General features: G+C 63.4%; 17 protein-coding genes and 7 pseudogenes. 8 read left to right on the top strand and 16 right to left on the bottom strand.

The features are described 5' to 3' along the window. Positions 1-98: 98 nt before the first annotated feature. The gene (gene nifH, locus B0G71_RS07845; protein ID WP_018423167.1) at positions 99-980 is read right to left on the bottom strand and encodes a nitrogenase iron protein; all 882 of its coding nucleotides are present in this window, start codon (positions 978-980) and stop codon (positions 99-101) included. A gap of 378 nt (positions 981-1,358) precedes the next feature. Here nifH and B0G71_RS07840 point away from each other — a divergent pair, with 378 nt between their 5' ends. From B0G71_RS07840 to B0G71_RS07830, 3 genes are all read left to right on the top strand, one after another. Beyond that, a complete protein-coding gene (locus B0G71_RS07840) occupies positions 1,359-1,814 on the top strand; it encodes a group II truncated hemoglobin (protein ID WP_105512109.1) in 456 nt (151 codons plus the stop codon). After that, a complete protein-coding gene (locus B0G71_RS07835) occupies positions 1,814-2,422 on the top strand; it encodes a hypothetical protein (RefSeq protein WP_116140839.1) in 609 nt (202 codons plus the stop codon). The genes B0G71_RS07840 and B0G71_RS07835 overlap by 1 nt, the downstream gene beginning before the upstream one ends. 76 nt (positions 2,423-2,498) lie before the next feature. Then, the gene (locus tag B0G71_RS07830; RefSeq protein WP_116148395.1) at positions 2,499-3,062 is read left to right on the top strand and encodes an ankyrin repeat domain-containing protein; all 564 of its coding nucleotides are present in this window, start codon (positions 2,499-2,501) and stop codon (positions 3,060-3,062) included. A gap of 98 nt (positions 3,063-3,160) precedes the next feature. Here the strand turns inward: B0G71_RS07830 and B0G71_RS07825 are convergent. The 7 genes and pseudogenes from B0G71_RS07825 to B0G71_RS07790 all read right to left on the bottom strand — a co-directional run. Further along, positions 3,161-3,436, bottom strand: a pseudogene (locus B0G71_RS07825) (transposase); the annotation flags it as partial. Positions 3,437-3,480: 44 nt separating this feature from the next. Further along, positions 3,481-4,563: pseudogene (locus B0G71_RS07820) on the bottom strand (fatty acid desaturase). A 105-nt stretch (positions 4,564-4,668) separates the two neighbouring features. After that, positions 4,669-5,001 (bottom strand): cytochrome o ubiquinol oxidase subunit IV, encoded by a 333-nt coding sequence (gene cyoD, locus B0G71_RS07815; protein WP_116140835.1) that lies wholly within the window; start codon positions 4,999-5,001, stop codon positions 4,669-4,671. Continuing rightward, positions 5,002-5,610: a cytochrome o ubiquinol oxidase subunit III gene (cyoC, locus tag B0G71_RS07810; RefSeq protein ID WP_116117454.1), complete on the bottom strand. Its 609-nt coding sequence runs from the start codon at positions 5,608-5,610 to the stop codon at positions 5,002-5,004. 3 nt (positions 5,611-5,613) lie between these two features. After that, positions 5,614-7,620, bottom strand: a complete 2,007-nt coding sequence (cyoB, locus tag B0G71_RS07805; RefSeq protein ID WP_116140833.1) for a cytochrome o ubiquinol oxidase subunit I — start codon at positions 7,618-7,620, stop codon at positions 5,614-5,616. Between the two features lie 3 nt (positions 7,621-7,623). Further along, positions 7,624-8,520 carry a ubiquinol oxidase subunit II gene (gene cyoA / locus B0G71_RS07800; RefSeq protein WP_164862356.1) on the bottom strand — a complete coding sequence of 299 codons (897 nt, stop codon included), beginning with the start codon at positions 8,518-8,520 and terminating at the stop codon, positions 7,624-7,626. Positions 8,521-8,996: 476 nt separating this feature from the next. After that, positions 8,997-9,308, bottom strand: a pseudogene (locus tag B0G71_RS07790) (oxygen-independent coproporphyrinogen III oxidase); the annotation flags it as partial. 185 nt (positions 9,309-9,493) lie between these two features. On the opposite strand from B0G71_RS07790, the pseudogene B0G71_RS07785 reads away from it, so the two are divergent. The 5 genes and pseudogenes from B0G71_RS07785 (at position 9,494) to B0G71_RS07765 (ending at position 11,475) form a co-directional block, all read left to right on the top strand. Next, positions 9,494-10,166: pseudogene (locus B0G71_RS07785) on the top strand (OmpW/AlkL family protein). Positions 10,167-10,323: 157 nt separating this feature from the next. Further along, entirely contained in the window at positions 10,324-10,773 is a 450-nt protein-coding gene (locus B0G71_RS07780; RefSeq protein WP_116140829.1) for a hypothetical protein, read from the top strand. Positions 10,774-10,791: 18 nt separating this feature from the next. Further along, positions 10,792-11,028, top strand: coding sequence for a zinc ribbon domain-containing protein (locus B0G71_RS07775; protein ID WP_105512117.1), 237 nt, complete (start codon positions 10,792-10,794; stop codon positions 11,026-11,028). A gap of 21 nt (positions 11,029-11,049) precedes the next feature. Beyond that, positions 11,050-11,175, top strand: a pseudogene (locus B0G71_RS41915) (zinc ribbon domain-containing protein); the annotation flags it as partial. 24 nt (positions 11,176-11,199) lie between these two features. Then, on the top strand, positions 11,200-11,475 hold the full coding sequence (locus B0G71_RS07765; protein WP_147308663.1) for a hypothetical protein: 276 nt from the start codon (positions 11,200-11,202) through the stop codon (positions 11,473-11,475). Between the two features lie 59 nt (positions 11,476-11,534). On the opposite strand, the gene B0G71_RS07760 is transcribed toward B0G71_RS07765, so the two are convergent. From B0G71_RS07760 to B0G71_RS07720, 8 genes and pseudogenes are all read right to left on the bottom strand, one after another. Then, positions 11,535-11,771 (bottom strand): hypothetical protein, encoded by a 237-nt coding sequence (locus tag B0G71_RS07760; RefSeq protein ID WP_116140825.1) that lies wholly within the window; start codon positions 11,769-11,771, stop codon positions 11,535-11,537. 231 nt (positions 11,772-12,002) lie between these two features. Then, positions 12,003-12,206, bottom strand: coding sequence for an FAD-dependent oxidoreductase (locus tag B0G71_RS41910; RefSeq protein ID WP_116117460.1), 204 nt, complete (start codon positions 12,204-12,206; stop codon positions 12,003-12,005). A gap of 16 nt (positions 12,207-12,222) precedes the next feature. After that, a pseudogene (locus tag B0G71_RS07745) lies at positions 12,223-12,510 on the bottom strand (2Fe-2S iron-sulfur cluster-binding protein); the annotation flags it as partial. 55 nt (positions 12,511-12,565) lie between these two features. Next, complete coding sequence (locus B0G71_RS07740) at positions 12,566-13,408, bottom strand: SIR2 family protein (protein WP_116140821.1); 843 nt, start codon at positions 13,406-13,408, stop codon at positions 12,566-12,568. 10 nt (positions 13,409-13,418) lie between these two features. Continuing rightward, positions 13,419-14,582, bottom strand: coding sequence for a DegT/DnrJ/EryC1/StrS aminotransferase family protein (locus tag B0G71_RS07735; protein ID WP_116140819.1), 1,164 nt, complete (start codon positions 14,580-14,582; stop codon positions 13,419-13,421). Beyond that, positions 14,569-14,847: a hypothetical protein gene (locus B0G71_RS07730; protein WP_116140817.1), complete on the bottom strand. Its 279-nt coding sequence runs from the start codon at positions 14,845-14,847 to the stop codon at positions 14,569-14,571. Before B0G71_RS07730 ends, B0G71_RS07735 begins: the two co-directional genes overlap by 14 nt. A gap of 1 nt (position 14,848) precedes the next feature. Beyond that, on the bottom strand, positions 14,849-15,067 hold the full coding sequence (gene nifT / locus B0G71_RS07725) for a putative nitrogen fixation protein NifT (RefSeq protein ID WP_007177241.1): 219 nt from the start codon (positions 15,065-15,067) through the stop codon (positions 14,849-14,851). Between the two features lie 41 nt (positions 15,068-15,108). Continuing rightward, a pseudogene (locus B0G71_RS07720) lies at positions 15,109-16,253 on the bottom strand (cysteine desulfurase family protein). Positions 16,254-16,268: the final 15 nt, after the last annotated feature.

The raw sequence follows: 16,268 nt of genomic DNA, 5'->3' as shown, positions 1-16,268 counted from the left end.
TGCTCCATAGTGTGGGTATCAAGCCTGGCAGCGGGTAGCCGGCACGGCCCGGTTCATCGCGTGAAGAAGAACACCGTGCCGCGCGCAGCGGCGCTCGCTTAGGCGGTCAGTTCCGCTGCAGGCTTGCCTACTTGCGATTCGTCGATGGACGTCATGATTCCGTGCTCCATTAACAGGTCTTCCAGTTGATCCATTGTGATCGGCGTCGGGATCGTGCCGTTGCCCGCGTTGTTGTGCACCTTGGTGGCGAGCTGCCGATACTCTTCCGCCTGTTTGGATTCGGGCGCGAACTCGATCACCGTCATGCGCCGCAGCTCGGCGTGCTGCACGATGTTATCGCGCGGCACGAAGTGGATCAGCTTCGAGCCGAGCATCTTCGCCAGCGCTTCGGCGAGTTCGAGTTCCTTGTCGGTCTGACGCTCGTTGCACACGAGCCCGCCGATCCGCACACCGCCGCTGTTCGCGTACTTCAGAATGCCCTTTGAAATGTTGTTGGCCGCATACATGGCCATCATTTCGCCGGACATCACAATGTAGATTTCCTGCGCCTTGTTCTCACGAATCGGCATTGCGAAACCGCCGCACACCACGTCGCCGAGCACGTCGTACGACACGTAGTCCACGCCGTCATAGGCGCCGTTTTCTTCGAGGAAGTTGATCGACGTGATGACGCCACGGCCCGCGCAGCCGACGCCCGGTTCCGGGCCGCCGGACTCCACGCAACGGATGTTGCGGTAACCGATCTTCATCACGTCCTCGAGTTCGAGGTCCTCCACCGAGCCGGCTTCGGCCGCTAGCGACAGGATGGTGTCCTGCGCCTTTGCATGCAGGATCAGGCGGGTAGAGTCCGCCTTGGGATCGCAGCCGACGATCAGGATCTTCTGCCCGAGCTCAGTCAGGGCTGCCAGGGTGTTCTGCGAGGTGGTCGACTTGCCGATACCGCCTTTGCCGTAGAACGCGATTTGCCGAAGTTTAGACATTGCATTTCTCCATTCAGGAAGAAGGGTTGAAACCAGGGTTGCGTAACCGCGACCATGTCAGCCTGTCGTGCCTGTATGGGTCTTCTTATATCGAGTCACGCATCGGCCGGACCTGTGTCCGCGCTGGACTCCAAATGCAGCTTCTGTGCCACATCACCAGCGGTACTGCGTCGCGTCCGCCCCGCCGCGCTGCGGCGGTTGGTTCGGGACTTTTGCGGACTCCTCCTGTGTCTTGTCGATTTCGCGACAAACCACGTGAACTTCGTCGCCAATGAAACCATTCGGCGCGTTTGTCGTGCGATTTCTGTCGCATTGGCCTGCGTGCAGCCGGACAATCGCCGGGTTGCCGCCTGGTTCGGTTATTGCTTTGATGGCATCATGGACACACCAACCACCCAACCTTCGCGACCCGTGCCGCGCGAGACGCACTTCGACCGTCTAGGCGGCGAGACCGACGTCAACCGCCTGGTCGACGCGTTCTATCGGCACATGGATACGCGGGCCGACGCGCAGCGCATTCGCGCGATGCATCACCCCGACCTGTCTTCGACGAAGGCCGTGCTGGTGCTGTATCTGTGCGAATGGCTCGGTGCCGACAAGCGATACTCGGCACAGCATGGCCAACCACGGCTGCGCACGCGTCATGCCGCATTCGCGATCGGCACCGCCGAACGGGATGCGTGGCTAGCTTGCATGCGCGCCGCGTTCGACGAGACAGGTGTCGATCCGGCGCTGCGCGACGAACTGATGCAGGCTTTTTTCAAAATCGCCGACCGGATGCGCAACACGCAGACGTGCCCCCCCTTCAACTCTGTTCAACCCGAGGATCTGTGATGACCGAAACGCTCGCCCACAAGGATATCGACGACACCGCGTTCGCCCGTCTCGAACATGAAGGCCGTCTGCTCAACCCGGTACTCAAGGGGCTGACGAACAAGTTCGGCCGGGTCGGCTTCCGCGGCGAACTCGCGCTGCGCTTTGCCCCGAAGCTCGCCGACGAAGCGCGGCCGCCGGAGCTGACCTGCGATCAGGTGATGGCATGTGCGACGATCGGCCATAAGCACTTGCCGTTCTTCGTCGGGTATCTGCTGAGCTTCGAGCATCTGAAGGACGTGGCCGAGGTGCTCAGCGACACGCTCTCGGCGGGTGGCAAGTACTTTCTTTTTTGCGACAACGTCGACCTGAGCAAGCGATATCAGGTGCCATACAAGGGCGCGATGTTCTATGTTCTGCCGATTATCGAGTCCACCGTCTACAACGAGATGCTCGAACTGCTGTACCTCGAAAAGAACGAATTGAAGAAGAAGGACTTAGGCGGCAAGCTGGATGCGGTAGCGGACGCGGCCATCAAGTTCGACGTGACCTTCGACATGATCACCTACAGCGAAGGACTTGAATTGATGGGGCCGGTGCGCAACCCCAACGAGAACCGGCCCGTCTGAAGCGCGGATCCCAACGGCTGCCGCCCGTGCCGCTGCGCCAACCGATGTTCCCTTGCACCCGAAGGCGACCATGATCATGCATACCGACACTGCTTTCGTCGTCCGCGAACGCCTGGCCTCGCGCGTTGTCCGGAACGCCGATGCACAACTCGAAACGAACGTGCCTGCCGCACTTTCCACCTGGCTGGCGTACCACGGCTTCCCTGATCCGCATTCGCGCTGCGTGAACGGCGAAACCCCGTTGATGCGCGCCGCGCAGCATGGCGAGGACGCGGTGGTCGAAGCGTTGCTCGCATTCGGCGCACGCGCCGACGCGCTCGATGACGACGGCAACCATGCGCTCTGGTTCGCGTGCCTGCACGGCGGCCCCGCGACCATCCTGCGGCTGATCGACGCCGGCGCGCCGATCGACCATGTGAACGACGACGACATCACATGCCTGATGCATGCAGCCGCGAGCGGTCGCCTCGACGTCCTGCAGATGCTGCTTGCGCATGGGGCGAACGCAGAACTGTGCGCACCGGATGGCCGCAGCGCGCTCGACATGGCAGCCGACCTCGGGTTGCAACTGCTGCGCACGGCCCGACAGATGGAAGGAGCGGGCACGCAACGTATCACTACAGCACCGGTCCTCCTCTGAGATGTGAGCCGTCGGTCGACGAGCCCATCGGCAGCGAACCCGGTACGGCCGGCATCGTCGACAGGAGATCACAAGATGAATGGCCAACGCGTGTTTCCTCGCGACCGCGCCAGCATCGCCGCATGCAGGCGAGCCCGCACGCCATCGTCCTGCCATTCCCGCAACCTTCGCGAGCAGGTCATACCGCTACCGAAGTCCATCTCCGGCGGCAAGTCTTTCCACGGTATGCCGGTGAACAGCACGAACAGGATGCCATTCAATGCAGCAGCGCGTTCATCAACGCGCGGGCGTCCGCCCCGGGGCGATACCCGTCGCTTTGGCAGCAAGGCTTCGAGCGTTGGCCATAACTCTTCGCCGATTCTTTGTCTTGTCATCCAACCTCAAACGTATACCCCTTGCTTTCGGATGATAGGCTTTGTTAGCGAGCCTTAAGAGGGACGTGCGTCGCGCGACCAGCGAAATCGGTCCACAGATCAGTCGAAAAATCGTATAGTTTGCAGCCTCGTGCGGTGTCGAAGTACCAACGTCACGAAAACCGCTGCACGACGATCCGTTCCGGAAGCATCGCTTCGAGCATTCGCTGAGCACCGACGAGCCCGTATAGAGGGAGACTCATGTCGACGTGATGCGCGGTGTGCTCCATGATGTGATGAAACAGCGCGCCAAAACGCCAGCGAAAGGTCAAGTGCACCGTCGTGGATACGAACGGATCCGAACGCCCCCATTTCGCGCGATCATCGTACCAGTGGATTTGCGGATGCGTGTGGTGCGCGTACACGACGAAACCGACCATCGCGCACCAGAACAGGAACGGCACCCCGAACCCGCATGCGATTGACGGGATCACCCCCCGCTGCGTCGCGCGAGCGATCCACGCGAGCGCGCCGATCCATAGCAGTGCGAACACCGATACCAGCGTGCAGTCACAGAAGAATACCGGGCGCCGCGTCGGCATTGCGGCACGCGACGGGAAAAACATCTTCGTCCACCAAATTTCGATCATGTAGTAGAGACCAGGCGCGCAGCCGCTGCGATAGATCCGTTCCAGTGCGCGCCGTGGCCCACTCAAGGCGCGATATTCTTGGATCGTCAGCGGTGCCCACACAAAATCGACGCCTTTCAGGTTCGTGTAGCCATGATGCACCACGTTGTGACCCACTTGCCACAGGCTATACGGCGTGAGCGACGGCAGGAAGGCGATCCGGCCCAGCCAGCGGTGGAGCGTGCGGTGCCGGGTCAGGCTCTCATGACATGCGTCGTGACCGATGACGAAGAGCCGTCCGATGACGAAGCCCGCCATGCATCCGAATACGGTCTTCAACACGAACCCGTGCGCGAACACGCTCGCGGCGAGCGCACACAATAGTAAAACGTAGTCGAACACGAGCAGCAGAAGCGCGTAGGCGGTGCGGCGTTCGGCGAACGGCGTCAGCCACGAGCGGATGGCCTTGCGATGGGGCAATGGCTCATTGGCGGGAACAGGGTGATTCGGGCTGTTCATGAAGAAAGACCGGTAGAACGGTGCAGCACAACACTACGCATGCGGTCGACGGCTGCATGGCGTGTCCGCGATGATGTGACCAGACCGTTTCGCGCTGGCGGGGAGTCAGCGCGACATCATGTTCATGCTGACATTGTGCATCACCCAGATCGTGCCGAAGATCAGGAACAGCGCGGCGAGCGCGGTGTAGCATAACGCCAGCACGTTCCAGCGCTGGCCGCGCGACAGGTCGAGATGCAGGAACGTCACCAGTTGCACGACGATCTGCACGAACGCCAGCAACGCGAGCGCCATAATCGCGGAGCCGGACGGCAGCAACCGTTGCGCGACGATCGAGAATGAGCCAGCCGTCAGCAGCACGGCGAGCACGAAACCGGTGATATAACCGGCGACGTCACCACGCGAGGCGATCGTGGACGTCGAGTGTGAATGGACCATTTAGAGCATGCTCCCGAGATAGACAAACGAAAACACGCAGATCCACACGATGTCGAGGAAGTGCCAGAAGAGGCTCAAGCATGTCAGACTCGTGAGGTCGCGACCGGACAGTTCAGGCGAGCGGACGACCTGCACGACGAGCACGGCCATCCAGACGAGGCCGGCTGTCACGTGCAGGCCGTGGGTGCCAACCAGCGTGAAGAACGACGACAGGAAGGCGCTGCGACTGGGCCCAGCACCGTTGGCGACCAGGTGCGAGAACTCGCGCAGCTCGAACGCGAGGAACAGCGCGCCAAGCACGAACGTCACGAGGAGCCAGCCGATCACGGCACCACGCCCCTGGCGCTGCGCGCCGAGCACCGCGAAGCCGTAGGTGGTGCTGCTCAGCAGCAGCGCGCCGGTTTCAAGTGCGACACCCGGGATGTCGAACAGGTCCCGTCCGGACGCGCCACCCGCGAACTGGTGCGCCATTACGGCGAACACGGCGAACAGCGACGCGAACAGCATGCAGTCGGTCATCAGGTACAGCCAGAAGCCGAACACGGTGGGCGTTGGGCCGTGGTCAGCGCTCGACCTGCCGTGATGGACGAGTAATGCAGATTGCGTCATGGATCAGGTCTCCGCAGATTCGGGCAATTCAAAGTCGGCCGGGGTGGGTGCGCTGCCGCGTCGTGCTTCGATTTCGCGCACGCGCGAGGCCGGAATCACGTAGCCATGGTCGTCGCGGAAGCTACGCGCGATCAGCGCGGCGACGATCGCGACGAAGGCCAGCACGGCGAGCCACGTGATGTGCCAGACGCCGGCGAAGCCGAGCACGAGGCTGAATGCGCCGATCAGGAACCCGTCCGCGGTGTTCGACGGTAGGTGGATGTCCTCGTAATGCGCCAGTGCGGCATTTGCTGCGCCGCTCTCCTTCATGTGCGCGAACGCGTCGAGCTGGTGGACGACCGGTATGCGCGCGAAGTTGTAGACAGCGGGCGGCGACGCGGTGGCCCATTCGAGCGTGCGGCCGTTCCACGGGTCGCCCGTCAGGTCGCCGTATTCCGGCTCGTTGCGATGGATCACGCTCACGACGACCTGGGCGATCTGGTGCACGACACCGAGTGCGATCAGCACCACGCCGCATGCCGCGACGAACAGCCAGGGATGCCAGGTCGGATTGTCGTAGTGATTCAGGCGCCGGGTCATGCCCATGAAGCCGAGCACGTAGAGCGGCACGAACGACACGTAGAAGCCGACGAACCAGCACCAGAACGCCCGCTTGCCGAGCTTCTCGTTAAGCTTGAAGCCGAACGCCTTCGGGAACCAGTAATGGAAGCCTGCGAGATAGCCGAACACGACGCCGCCTATGATCGCGTTGTGAAAGTGCGCGATCAGGAACAGGCTGTTGTGCAGCACGAAGTCCACGCCCGGGATCGCCATCATCACGCCCGTCATGCCGCCGATCGTGAACGTGACCATGAAGCCGATCGTCCACAGCACGGGTGCGGTGAACTCGATGCGACCGCGGTACATCGTGAACAGCCAGTTGAAGATTTTCACGCCCGTGGGGATCGCGATGACCATCGTCATAATGCCGAAGAACGCGTTAACGTCCGCGCCGGAACCCATCGTGAAGAAGTGGTGCGCCCACACGAGGAATGCGAGCACCGTGATCGCGCACGACGCGTAGACCATCGTTCTGTAGCCAAACAGCGGTTTCTTCGCAAACGTCGCGATCACTTCCGAGTAGATGCCGAACGCGGGCAGCACGAGGATGTACACCTCCGGGTGGCCCCACGCCCAGATCAGGTTCAGGTACACCATCGCGTTGCCGCCGAGCTCATTTGTGAAAAAGTGCATGCCTGCGTAGCGGTCGAGGCCGAGCAGTGCGAGCGTCACGGTTAGGATCGGGAACGTTGCCATGATCAGCACGTTCGAGCACAGCGCGGTCCACGTGAACACCGGCATCTTCATCAGCGTCATGCCGGGCGCGCGCAGCGTGACGATCGTAACGAAGAAGTTGATCGCGGTAATCAGCGTGCCGACGCCGGAGAGCTGCAGACTCCAGATGTAGTAGTCGACCCCGACGCCGGGACTGAACTGCAGCTCCGACAGCGGTGGATACGCGAGCCAGCCTACCTGCGCGAACTCGCCGATCACGAGCGACAGATTGATCAGGATCGCGCTGATCGCCGTCATCCAGAAGCTCAGCGAATTCAGGAACGGGAAGGCGACGTCGCGCGCGCCGATCTGCAGCGGCACGACAAGATTGAAGAGGCCGACCATCAGCGCCATAGCCATGAAGAAAATCATGATGACACCGTGCGCGGTGAATATCTGGTCGTAGTGGTGCGGCGGCAGGTAACCGGGGCCGTGAAACGCGATCGCGAGCTGAAGCCGCATCATTACGGCGTCGACAAAACCGCGCATGAGCATCAGCACCGCGACGATGATGTACATGATGCCGATCTTCTTGTGATCGACGCTTGTCAGCCACTCGGTCCAGAGCCACTTCCAGCGGCAGAGCTTCGTGAGCGTGGCGATGACCGCCAGCACGATGAGCGCCATGAACGCGGCCGCGCCCATGATGATCGGCTGATCGAACGGAATCGCGCCGGGCGTGAGTTTTCCAAACATGGCTTACTCCGTGGTCTGTGTGCGACATGCGGCGTCGCGGAAGGCCGTGACGTTGCCGTTGTTGTATCGGGCAACGATGTTGCGGAACAGGTGCTGGTCGATCGATGAGAAGTAGCGTACCGACTGCTTCTCGCTCGGCTTCGCGACTTCGGCGTATTCGTCCATGCTCAGGCGGTCCGGCGAAGCCTTGACCTTCCGCACCCATGCGTCGAAGTCGGTGGGGCTCGTCGCAAGCGTGCGGAATTTCATGTCGGCGAATCCCTTGCCGCTGAAGTTGGCGGACATGCCTTCGAAATTTCCCGGTGCATCCGCGATCAGGTGCAGACGGGTCTGCATGCCGACCATTGCATACACCTGGGTGCCGAGTTGCGGGATGAAGAATGAGTTCATCACCGAGTCCGACGTGATCCGGAAATTCACCGGCGTATCGACTGGCACGGCGAGCTGGTTCACCGACGCAATGCCGAGGTCCGGGTAGATGAAGAGCCACTTCCAGTCGAGCGCGACCACCTCGACATCGATCGGCTTCACGCTCGACTGCAGCGGCCGGTACGGGTCGAGCTCATGCGTGGTGCGCCACGTCAGGATACCGAGGTACAGGATGATCAGGGTGGGGATCGTCCAGACGGCGATCTCGATCGCCGTCGAGTGCGCCCATTTGGGTGCATAGACCGCGTGACGGTTCGACGCACGGTAGCGCCACGCGAAGAACAACGTCAGCAGGATCACCGGGATCACGACGATCAGCATCGCCCACGTGGCGGTGGCGATCAGCGACTTCTCGGCCGCGCCCACGCTCCCTTTTGGATCAAGCACAGTCAGATCACATCCCGATAGACAGGCGCTCAATGTTGTGACGATGGCTATCGACCGTTTCCTTAAGGCTTTTCTGTCTATCATGGTAGTTAATCTGGGTTGTGGCAGCTTTGACCTGAAGCTCGCTTGACGCATGCGGCATCACACTCGCAGCGTCATGGTCCAACAACCTGCCAGCTTTGTGATTGATGCCGATCAAGGATGAACAAAGCGGCGGGGTGCGGTGCACTGACGCAGTGCGCGGGCTAAATCAGGCGATTGCCCATGTCTTCATGGCTGAACTGAAGCAGAGCCAGGCTGCGAGGGATGGCCTCGATCTGGCAATCGAGGGTCGCAACGGGGCACGTGGCGCGGAACGAAGGACAGACTTTACGGCGTCCGTGTGAACAGGGGAACACCTTGCTGACGGTGCGGTTTGCGGGTAATGCAACGCTCGCAGCATTCTCGATGCGCGGGACAATCTGATCCGGATCAGCGAATACGCACCCTGGCGTTGCTATTTCGGAGTTCGACGAACACGCCCCGTCGCGTTGTTTGCGCCAGCCACCGCCGTCGTGCCGCTAGATCAGTTTTGACCAGGACGCGCTCGAGGGTCGCTCCAGATAACCGTCGAACACCATGGCCACTGCGCGCACGAAGAACCGGCCTTTTGGGGCAATCGAGATGCCGTTTCCATCGATGCTCACCAGTCCCGCCTCCCGGTATGGTTCCAGGGCAGTAAGCTCACTTGAGAAATAGCGGACGAAGTCGATCTGATGCGCTAGCGAGATCGCCGCGAAATTCAGCGGCACGCTGCACATGAGCGTCATGATCACCTCCCGACGCAACGCATCGTCAGGCGATAGGGCAATTCCGCGTTCGACCGGCAGCCGGCTGGGTACCGGTCAATGCGGGTGAAGGCCAATAGTCCGGCCTCAAGGCTCCCGCTATCTCGACATTCCGACGCGTGACCCGATGTCGCATCTTGACTTCGGGCTCGGGACCGGTTGATCCTGCGCAAGGGCCACCCTGATTTGCGCGTCGACAATTCCCCGCATACGTCAACAAGGGCAAAGCGATGAAGCACATGATTAACGCCGTGATGATCGTGGCAAGCCTGTGCGCTACCGGTTTGTTCGAAGTACGGGCATACGCGAATGACGTAAGCGCGAACGGAAGCACGATGGCAGGCGCGGTGCCGGCGGACGGGACCCACGCCGGTGACTTACTCGTGCGTTTGCGTGCCATCTCGATCGAGCCGGAAGTACACGCGAGCGGCACGTTGTCGTCGCTCGGCATGGGTGTCAATAACGCACTCGTGCCGGAGTTGAACCTGATCTATATGATCCGCGATGCGAACGGCGTCGAGCTGATTCTCGGTACCTCGCGGCAACACGTGACGTCTGGTCTTTGCGATCTGGGTGGCGTGAACGTGCTACCACCGACACTGCTGCAATATCACCTCAACCATGCTGGCATGATCCGACCGTATGTCGGCGCGGGGGTCAACTACACGTACTTCTACAACGACGGCCTGAGCGCGGGCCCAGAAGGCACCCGAGGTGTCACGCAGCAGCTTCGGTCCGGCGGTGCATGCTGGCGCCGACGTGCAGATCACGAAGACCGTCTTTCTCAACGCGGATATCAAGAAGATCTGAATGCACACGGATGCCTCGGTCGGCGGCAGTTCGTTGGGCCGACTGGACATCGACCCGCTAGTACTGGGGCCAGGCGTTGGGATGAAGTTCTAGCGAGCGCAGTGAGTGTTCCGTTCCGTTGTTAAGTGCGCACGCTGCTCGGACTGGGCGCCGATCCGGCTGTGCATTACCAGGACGACTTCACTGCCATCGACATGGCGGCCAGCCTCGACTGCCTGCAACTGCTGCGTCAAACCTGAGAACCCCGGCAATGGGCCCACATCACCATCTACAAAAACCCGGCTGCTCCGGCAATGCGCGCCAGAAAGCCCTGCTGCGCATGGCCGGCCACACGCTCGACGTGTGCAACCTACTGAGCTGGCCTTGGACCGCCGCACGCTGCAGGGCCTTCATGGCGCCGCGGCCGATCAGCGAGTGGTTCAAACGCGCGGCACCGCGCATCAAGTCGAGCGAAGTGGTGCCGGAAACGATCGACGCCAATGTAGCGCTGACGCTGTTGCTGGCCGAGCCGCTGCTGTTCCGCCGGTCGCTGATGCAATGCGACGAGCGCCGCATGGTCGGCTCCAATGCGGCCCTGGTGTACACCTGGATCGGGCTCGGCGCGCACGCACCGGCCCCGGACATGCTGCTCGAAGACTGCGCCGCAATGACAGACCACAGCTCGCACCAACGCGCGATCCGCTGCGCCCCATCCACCTGAAACGGAGATCGGATCACCATGCCCCTGTACGACTACCGCTGCGCGGCCTGCGGCCACGCATTCGAAACGCTGGTGCGCGCCGGCCACACGCCCGTCTGCCCGCAATGCGGCGGCACCGCGCTGGACAAGCAGGTCAGCGCGCCGGCCTCGCCCGGCAAGAGCCGCGCGATCATCTCCTTCGCGCGGCGTCAGGCGGCCCGCGAAGGGCACCTCAGCAACTATTCGCCGGCCGAGCGCTGCAAGCTGCTGCGCTAAGCCGAACGGGGAATCGCGCAGCAGGTCAGCGCGCCGGCCTCGCCCGGCAAGAGCCGCGCGATCATCTCCTTCGCGCGGCGTCAGGCGGCCCGCGAAGGGCACCTCAGCAACTATTCGCCGGCCGAGCGCTGCAAGCTGCTGCGCTAAGCCGAACGGGGAATCGCGCTGTCGATGCATGTGAACTTCGAGGGGCGCCTACCCGATGGCACTCAGACTCACCGTCGTCATGTGGCCGGCACGCTGGAACAGGCCACCGCCGACTGCCTGCCGGAACGCGCGAAGGGCATCTGCCGTATCTCGACGCTACCCGGATCCACGCCTTCGGTCAGGATCATCGCGGCCGTGCCGGCCTGCTCGATGATCGTCAGCCGCGCGCTGGTTTCGATAGCGGCGCTGCGGGTCGTGCCGGCACCGCCGCAGGATCGATGTCCGGACAGGCATGCATGAGACGCGAGTTCAATTCGAGCGCGATCGCACGTAGCAGCGCCGCGTCCGGCTGGTGCTCGTCAGGGAAGTTCTGACAACGCGCACGACGTGTTGTTGAACGCCAGCTCCGCGCTCAGCAGGGTCGGTGTGGCCGCGAGCGCGTCAGCAAGCAGCGCGGGCAGCGGCGGATCGAACCTGACATGCTCCGCCCCCAGCCGCTGCAGCAACGCGAGTACCGCCCGGCGGCCACGCAGCACGCGTGTCGCAGCGCTACTTCGTGTTTGCAGTTCAAGCCAGGCGCCGCGGTCACGCAGCATCAGTAACGCGCTGCTGGTCCGCACGCAGGCTGCCGGCAGCGCAGCACGACCAGACGCGCCGTCCCGCCTGCGATGCGGCGCGCCCCGGCATGCGTCTCAAGCGGCCCCTCGCGCCGCTGCGGTTCGCGGTTCGGGTCGGTGAGCCAAAGTGCATCGCCGGGGTCGTGCTGCCGCACGCTCGGCATACCCAGTTCGAGTTCGTCGAGCAGCGCGCCGATGCGCGGCTCGGCATCAGGCCAGAACCAGGCCGGACCTAGACCCAGCGTCTGACCGGTGGCTTAGCAATGTTGCGTCAGCACGGCCGCCCACGCGCTCGCGCGCTTCGATGACAACGACGGAAACGTCCTGAGCGTGCAGTGCGCGCGCCAGCGCGACGCCGCATAGACCCGCGCCGACGATGGCCACGTCGACCACCAGCGATTCGACCGCGGTCATCTCGCCGCTCAGACGAAGTCAGCAGTTCGATGGTCACCGGCTCTTCGGCCAGCACGACTTGACAGGCGAGGCGCGACTTGGAGCCGATGCCGACGAGCGTATCGAGCTTGTCGTTTTCGAGCCGCTGGATCTTCGGCAGGCTCTTGCGCCCTTCCTGTACGAACAGGCGGCACGATCCGCAGTCGGCCTTGCCGTTGCACTTGTGCTCGATGCTCTCGCCTGCGGCGAGCAGTGCCTGCAGCAGGGTCGCGCCGACGGCAACGTCGTAGGTCTTGCCCGAAGGCAGTACGGTCAATGTGGTCATGATGGCGATCTTGATAGAAGGCTACGGATAAAGAACGCTGGCTAGCGGCCACGCTTCACGCGGCCAGTGTGGGTTGCAAGGCATCCACCAACGCTTCGGCGAACCCGCCCAGCGGCATCGCGATGCACGTGATGCCCTGCTCTTCGAGAAAGCGCGCCTCCATACGCGTCGGTTCGTCGGGCAGCACGGCCCAGTGCATGTCGGAGGAGCGCTTCATGATCTGGCGCGCGAAGCTGCGTGTGAGCTGGTCGTCAAAACGGCAGCCCAGAAACAAAAAACTTCGACCGCGGCGCCACGCCTGCACGGCGGGCGGAATGGGCGTCTGGATATCGATCTCGGTCATGACTTCGACGAAGTCGCTGTCAGAGACCAGGTAGTTAGAGGCCGGCGCATGGCCGCCAATCGGCTTGTAGAGCAGCGCGCCCGAGGCCGGCACGGCATCCAGCAACGCGCCGTCTGCGCTATAGGCCGCGAACCAATGGCCGAAATGCTCGGCCTGCGACAGCCCCTGCAACTGCGCCCAGCCGCCCTGCGGCCGCGACTGCGCCAGCGCGCAGGCGAAGGTGTCGTCGTACCAGCTGTCGACAACCAGCCCGGCGCCCATCGCCGCCAGCGCGCAATGCAGTGCCGACGGCGTCGACGTCATGGCGAAGGCCTCATTCATGACGCTCACCAGCGACTTGCGATGCTTGAAGTTTTCGATGAACTGCGCCGCCTGGGTCAGCCGGGTGCGGATCTTGTACAGCACGCTGACCTTGGCCGTGATGATTTCGGCGAGCGCGAGCGGCGTGGCAGGGGCGGCCGTATCGGGGCACAGCGCGAGCAGCGCCGGTCCCAGGTACGGAATGACGCCGCCCGCACACAGGCGTTCGGCGATGGTCTGGACTGAAACGGTCATGGAGTGCGGCTCACAGATAAATGGCAGCGCCGGCGCCCACGTTGGTCGCGGTGTCTTTCAGCGTCTTGACGATGTACTTGACCTGGTCGGTGTCGAGTAGCGTGTGCAGCGGCAGCGCCAGCGCGCGATCGCCGATGCGCTCGGTGTCGGGCAACAGGCCGCTCTTGCGGCCGATCGCATCGCCCGCGTTCAAGTAGTGGAACTGCTGATGCAGCGGATGGCTGTAGGCCACCGTCTCAATGCCGCAAGATTTCATGTCGTCGATCATCTGGGCGCGCGCGCTCTGCGTAAAACGTTTGCCCAAATGCACAACATAGAGCATCCTGTGCACTTCTTCGACGTCCTCTGCCAGGTAGGCTGGCTTGATCCCTTCGAAGCTTTGCATCTCTTCGTGATACCAGGTCTCGACCTGCTTTCGCTGCGCGAGGCGCGTGTCGAGTTCGGCCAGTTGCGCGAGACCGAGCGCGGCGGTCAGATCACTGATGCCCGCCTGCAGCGGCACCCACGAGCCGACCGAGACGGACGCGCGGTCCGTGACGCGCCGCTCGCGCAGATAGCGCAGTTCATGGACGAGTTCGTCATCGTCGGTGACGAGCATGCCGCCCGCTCCTGTGCACAGCGCGGACGGGCTGGAGAAGTCGAACACTGATACGTCGCCGAAACAGCCGACGTTGCGGCCCCGGTAGCGCGAGCCCAACGCCTCGGTACTGTCTTCGATCAGCCGCAAGCGCTGCGCGTCGGCCAGTTCGCGCAGCAGCGCCCACGCGGCCGGGTGGCCGTTGGTATTGCCGGCGAGGATCGCGCGCGTGCGAGGGCCGATCTTCTGCGCGGCTTTTTCGGCGCTCAGACAACCGCTCCAGTAGTCGATGTCGGCGAACACCGGCATGGCTCCCGCCAGCGTGATCGCCTGCGCCACCTGATGCCAGGTGTGCGACGCGCAGACCACCTCGTCTCCCGGGCCGATCCCCATCGCGCGCAACGCAATCCAGGTCGCGAGCGTGCCGCTCGCGACCGCGACCGCATACTCCCGGCCAACCCAGCCCGCAAACGCGCGCTCGAACGAATCAAGCATCGGCCCGTCGCTCCAACGCGAAGATTGCAGCACAGCGTTGACGAAATCGATCTCGCGCGCCGCGCAAGCCGGTTCGCTCAGCGCGATCTCATCGATTTCCATGCGCCCCGTCCTCGGTCAGGATCAACGCATCGGCCTCTTCAGGCCGCTGCGTGATGGACCTGCAATGCCCGGCCGACATCGCGAAATAGATACTGCGCACACCGAACCGAAGCGCTGCTATATCGTCGCGCATCACCGCTGCGCTGACATGCATTGTGAGCACCTCGGGATAACGTTCGTGCCATTGCGTGGCGGCGTCGCGTAGCGTCGGTGCCGTGCGGAGCAGGTCCGCCGCGAAGTCCAATTGCTCGGCGTTCAGGGTCATCTCACTCCTCCACGCCCGCAATGCGCCGCGCTTCGACCGTGATGGGCAGCGGCGTATCGTCGGCCATCGCGGGCAATTCGAGTTGCCAGCCGTTCGCGAGCGTGACGAGACCGCCCCACATCCCGGGCTGCGCCATCGCGACAATGGGCTCCTCCAGGTCCTTCTTTGGCACGTAGGCGCTCAGCGCGCCCTTGCTGTCCTTGCGGATCATGACTTTCATGGTTTCGGACTCCGGAGATTGATGACAGGTTCAAACCACGTTCAAGCGGGATGCGCTGCTTCCTCCAGCAGTGGACGAAGCAACGGCGGCAGATAGGCGAGCACGTACTCAATGTCCTGCGCCGTAGTGGTTTCGCGAGCGACAGACGCACCGCCGCCAGCGTCTCATCGCGCGGCACATCCATCGCGGCAAGCACGTGCGACGGCTCGCTGCCGCCAGACGAGCATGCCGAGCCTGACGACGCGGCAACGCCCGGCAGCTCGATGCGCTGCAACACGACCTCGGCAGGAACCTCGCCGAAACGCAGGTAGCTGGTGCCGGGCAGACGCGATGCCTGCGCCGAAAACACGTGGACGGCCGGCAGTGCGCACCGCAGCCCCTGCTCCAGTGCGTCACGCAGCGCGGCCACGCGCGCCGCTTCGCTCGCTACGTCGCTGATACGCTCGAGCGCCGCTGCAAAGCCGGCGATGGCCGGCAGGTTCTCGGTGCCGCCGCGTCGATGCCGTTCCTTGCTGCCCTGCACCTGCGGCACCAGCGTCACGCCGTGGCGCACGAGGAGCGTACCGATGCCCTTCGGCCCGCGCAGCTTGTGCGCCGACAGCGACACCGCATCGACCCCGCTCTGCGCGAAATGGAACGGCAGCCTGCCGGTGAACTGCGTCGCATCGACATGGAGGCGCGCGCCGGCCGAATGCACGAGATCGCGTACTTCGGCGACCGGCATCAATACGCCCGTCTCGTTGTTGGCCGCCATCAGCGATTCCACCCCGACGTCAGGTCCAATCAGCGCGGCGACACTGTCGAGGTCCAGCGTCCCGTCGGGCCGCACGGCGATGTAGTCGACCGCAACGCCGCGTGCAGCCAGCGCTCGCGCCAGCTTCAGGTGCGCTGCATGTTCGATCGCGCTGAATACGCCACAGTGCCGCCCCCCCGGCGGCGCCGCGTGCAGCCAGCACACGGCCAGGTGATTGGCTTCGGTGGCGCCGCTGGTGAAGATCAACTCTGCGGGCTTGCAACCGAGCGCTCGCGCGATCGTCGCGCGGGCCGCAGCGAGCGCGCCCTTCGCCTGCTGCCCGACGGCATGCTGCGACGACGCGTTGCCCCACGCATCCGTCAGGATGGACAGCATCGCCTGCGCCACGGCGGAGGCTGGCGGCATGGTCGCGTTGTGGTCGAGATAGATCATCGCCGGGCTCCGTTA

This window comes from Paraburkholderia sp. BL27I4N3 (assembly GCF_003386115.1).
Classification (GTDB): Bacteria; Pseudomonadota; Gammaproteobacteria; order Burkholderiales; family Burkholderiaceae; genus Paraburkholderia.
Note: the sequence above shows the minus strand (reverse complement) of the source record. Positions and strands in the feature narration are given on the sequence as shown.

What these genes read in the sequence shown, in the direction of transcription:
- nifH (WP_018423167.1), bottom strand. Translation starts at nt 980, where the DNA reads ATGTCTAAACTTCGGCAAATCGCGTTCTACGGCAAAGGCGGTATCGGC.
- B0G71_RS07840 (WP_105512109.1), top strand. Translation starts at nt 1,359, where the DNA reads ATGGACACACCAACCACCCAACCTTCGCGACCCGTGCCGCGCGAGACG.
- B0G71_RS07835 (WP_116140839.1), top strand. Translation starts at nt 1,814, where the DNA reads ATGACCGAAACGCTCGCCCACAAGGATATCGACGACACCGCGTTCGCC.
- B0G71_RS07830 (WP_116148395.1), top strand. Translation starts at nt 2,499, where the DNA reads ATGCATACCGACACTGCTTTCGTCGTCCGCGAACGCCTGGCCTCGCGC.
- cyoD (WP_116140835.1), bottom strand. Translation starts at nt 5,001, where the DNA reads ATGGTCCATTCACACTCGACGTCCACGATCGCCTCGCGTGGTGACGTC.
- cyoC (WP_116117454.1), bottom strand. Translation starts at nt 5,610, where the DNA reads ATGACGCAATCTGCATTACTCGTCCATCACGGCAGGTCGAGCGCTGAC.
- cyoB (WP_116140833.1), bottom strand. Translation starts at nt 7,620, where the DNA reads ATGTTTGGAAAACTCACGCCCGGCGCGATTCCGTTCGATCAGCCGATC.
- cyoA (WP_164862356.1), bottom strand. Translation starts at nt 8,520, where the DNA reads ATGATAGACAGAAAAGCCTTAAGGAAACGGTCGATAGCCATCGTCACA.
- B0G71_RS07780 (WP_116140829.1), top strand. Translation starts at nt 10,324, where the DNA reads ATGGGCCCACATCACCATCTACAAAAACCCGGCTGCTCCGGCAATGCG.
- B0G71_RS07775 (WP_105512117.1), top strand. Translation starts at nt 10,792, where the DNA reads ATGCCCCTGTACGACTACCGCTGCGCGGCCTGCGGCCACGCATTCGAA.
- B0G71_RS07765 (WP_147308663.1), top strand. Translation starts at nt 11,200, where the DNA reads ATGCATGTGAACTTCGAGGGGCGCCTACCCGATGGCACTCAGACTCAC.
- B0G71_RS07760 (WP_116140825.1), bottom strand. Translation starts at nt 11,771, where the DNA reads ATGCTGCGTGACCGCGGCGCCTGGCTTGAACTGCAAACACGAAGTAGC.
- B0G71_RS41910 (WP_116117460.1), bottom strand. Translation starts at nt 12,206, where the DNA reads ATGACCGCGGTCGAATCGCTGGTGGTCGACGTGGCCATCGTCGGCGCG.
- B0G71_RS07740 (WP_116140821.1), bottom strand. Translation starts at nt 13,408, where the DNA reads ATGACCGTTTCAGTCCAGACCATCGCCGAACGCCTGTGTGCGGGCGGC.
- B0G71_RS07735 (WP_116140819.1), bottom strand. Translation starts at nt 14,582, where the DNA reads ATGGAAATCGATGAGATCGCGCTGAGCGAACCGGCTTGCGCGGCGCGC.
- B0G71_RS07730 (WP_116140817.1), bottom strand. Translation starts at nt 14,847, where the DNA reads ATGACCCTGAACGCCGAGCAATTGGACTTCGCGGCGGACCTGCTCCGC.
- nifT (WP_007177241.1), bottom strand. Translation starts at nt 15,067, where the DNA reads ATGAAAGTCATGATCCGCAAGGACAGCAAGGGCGCGCTGAGCGCCTAC.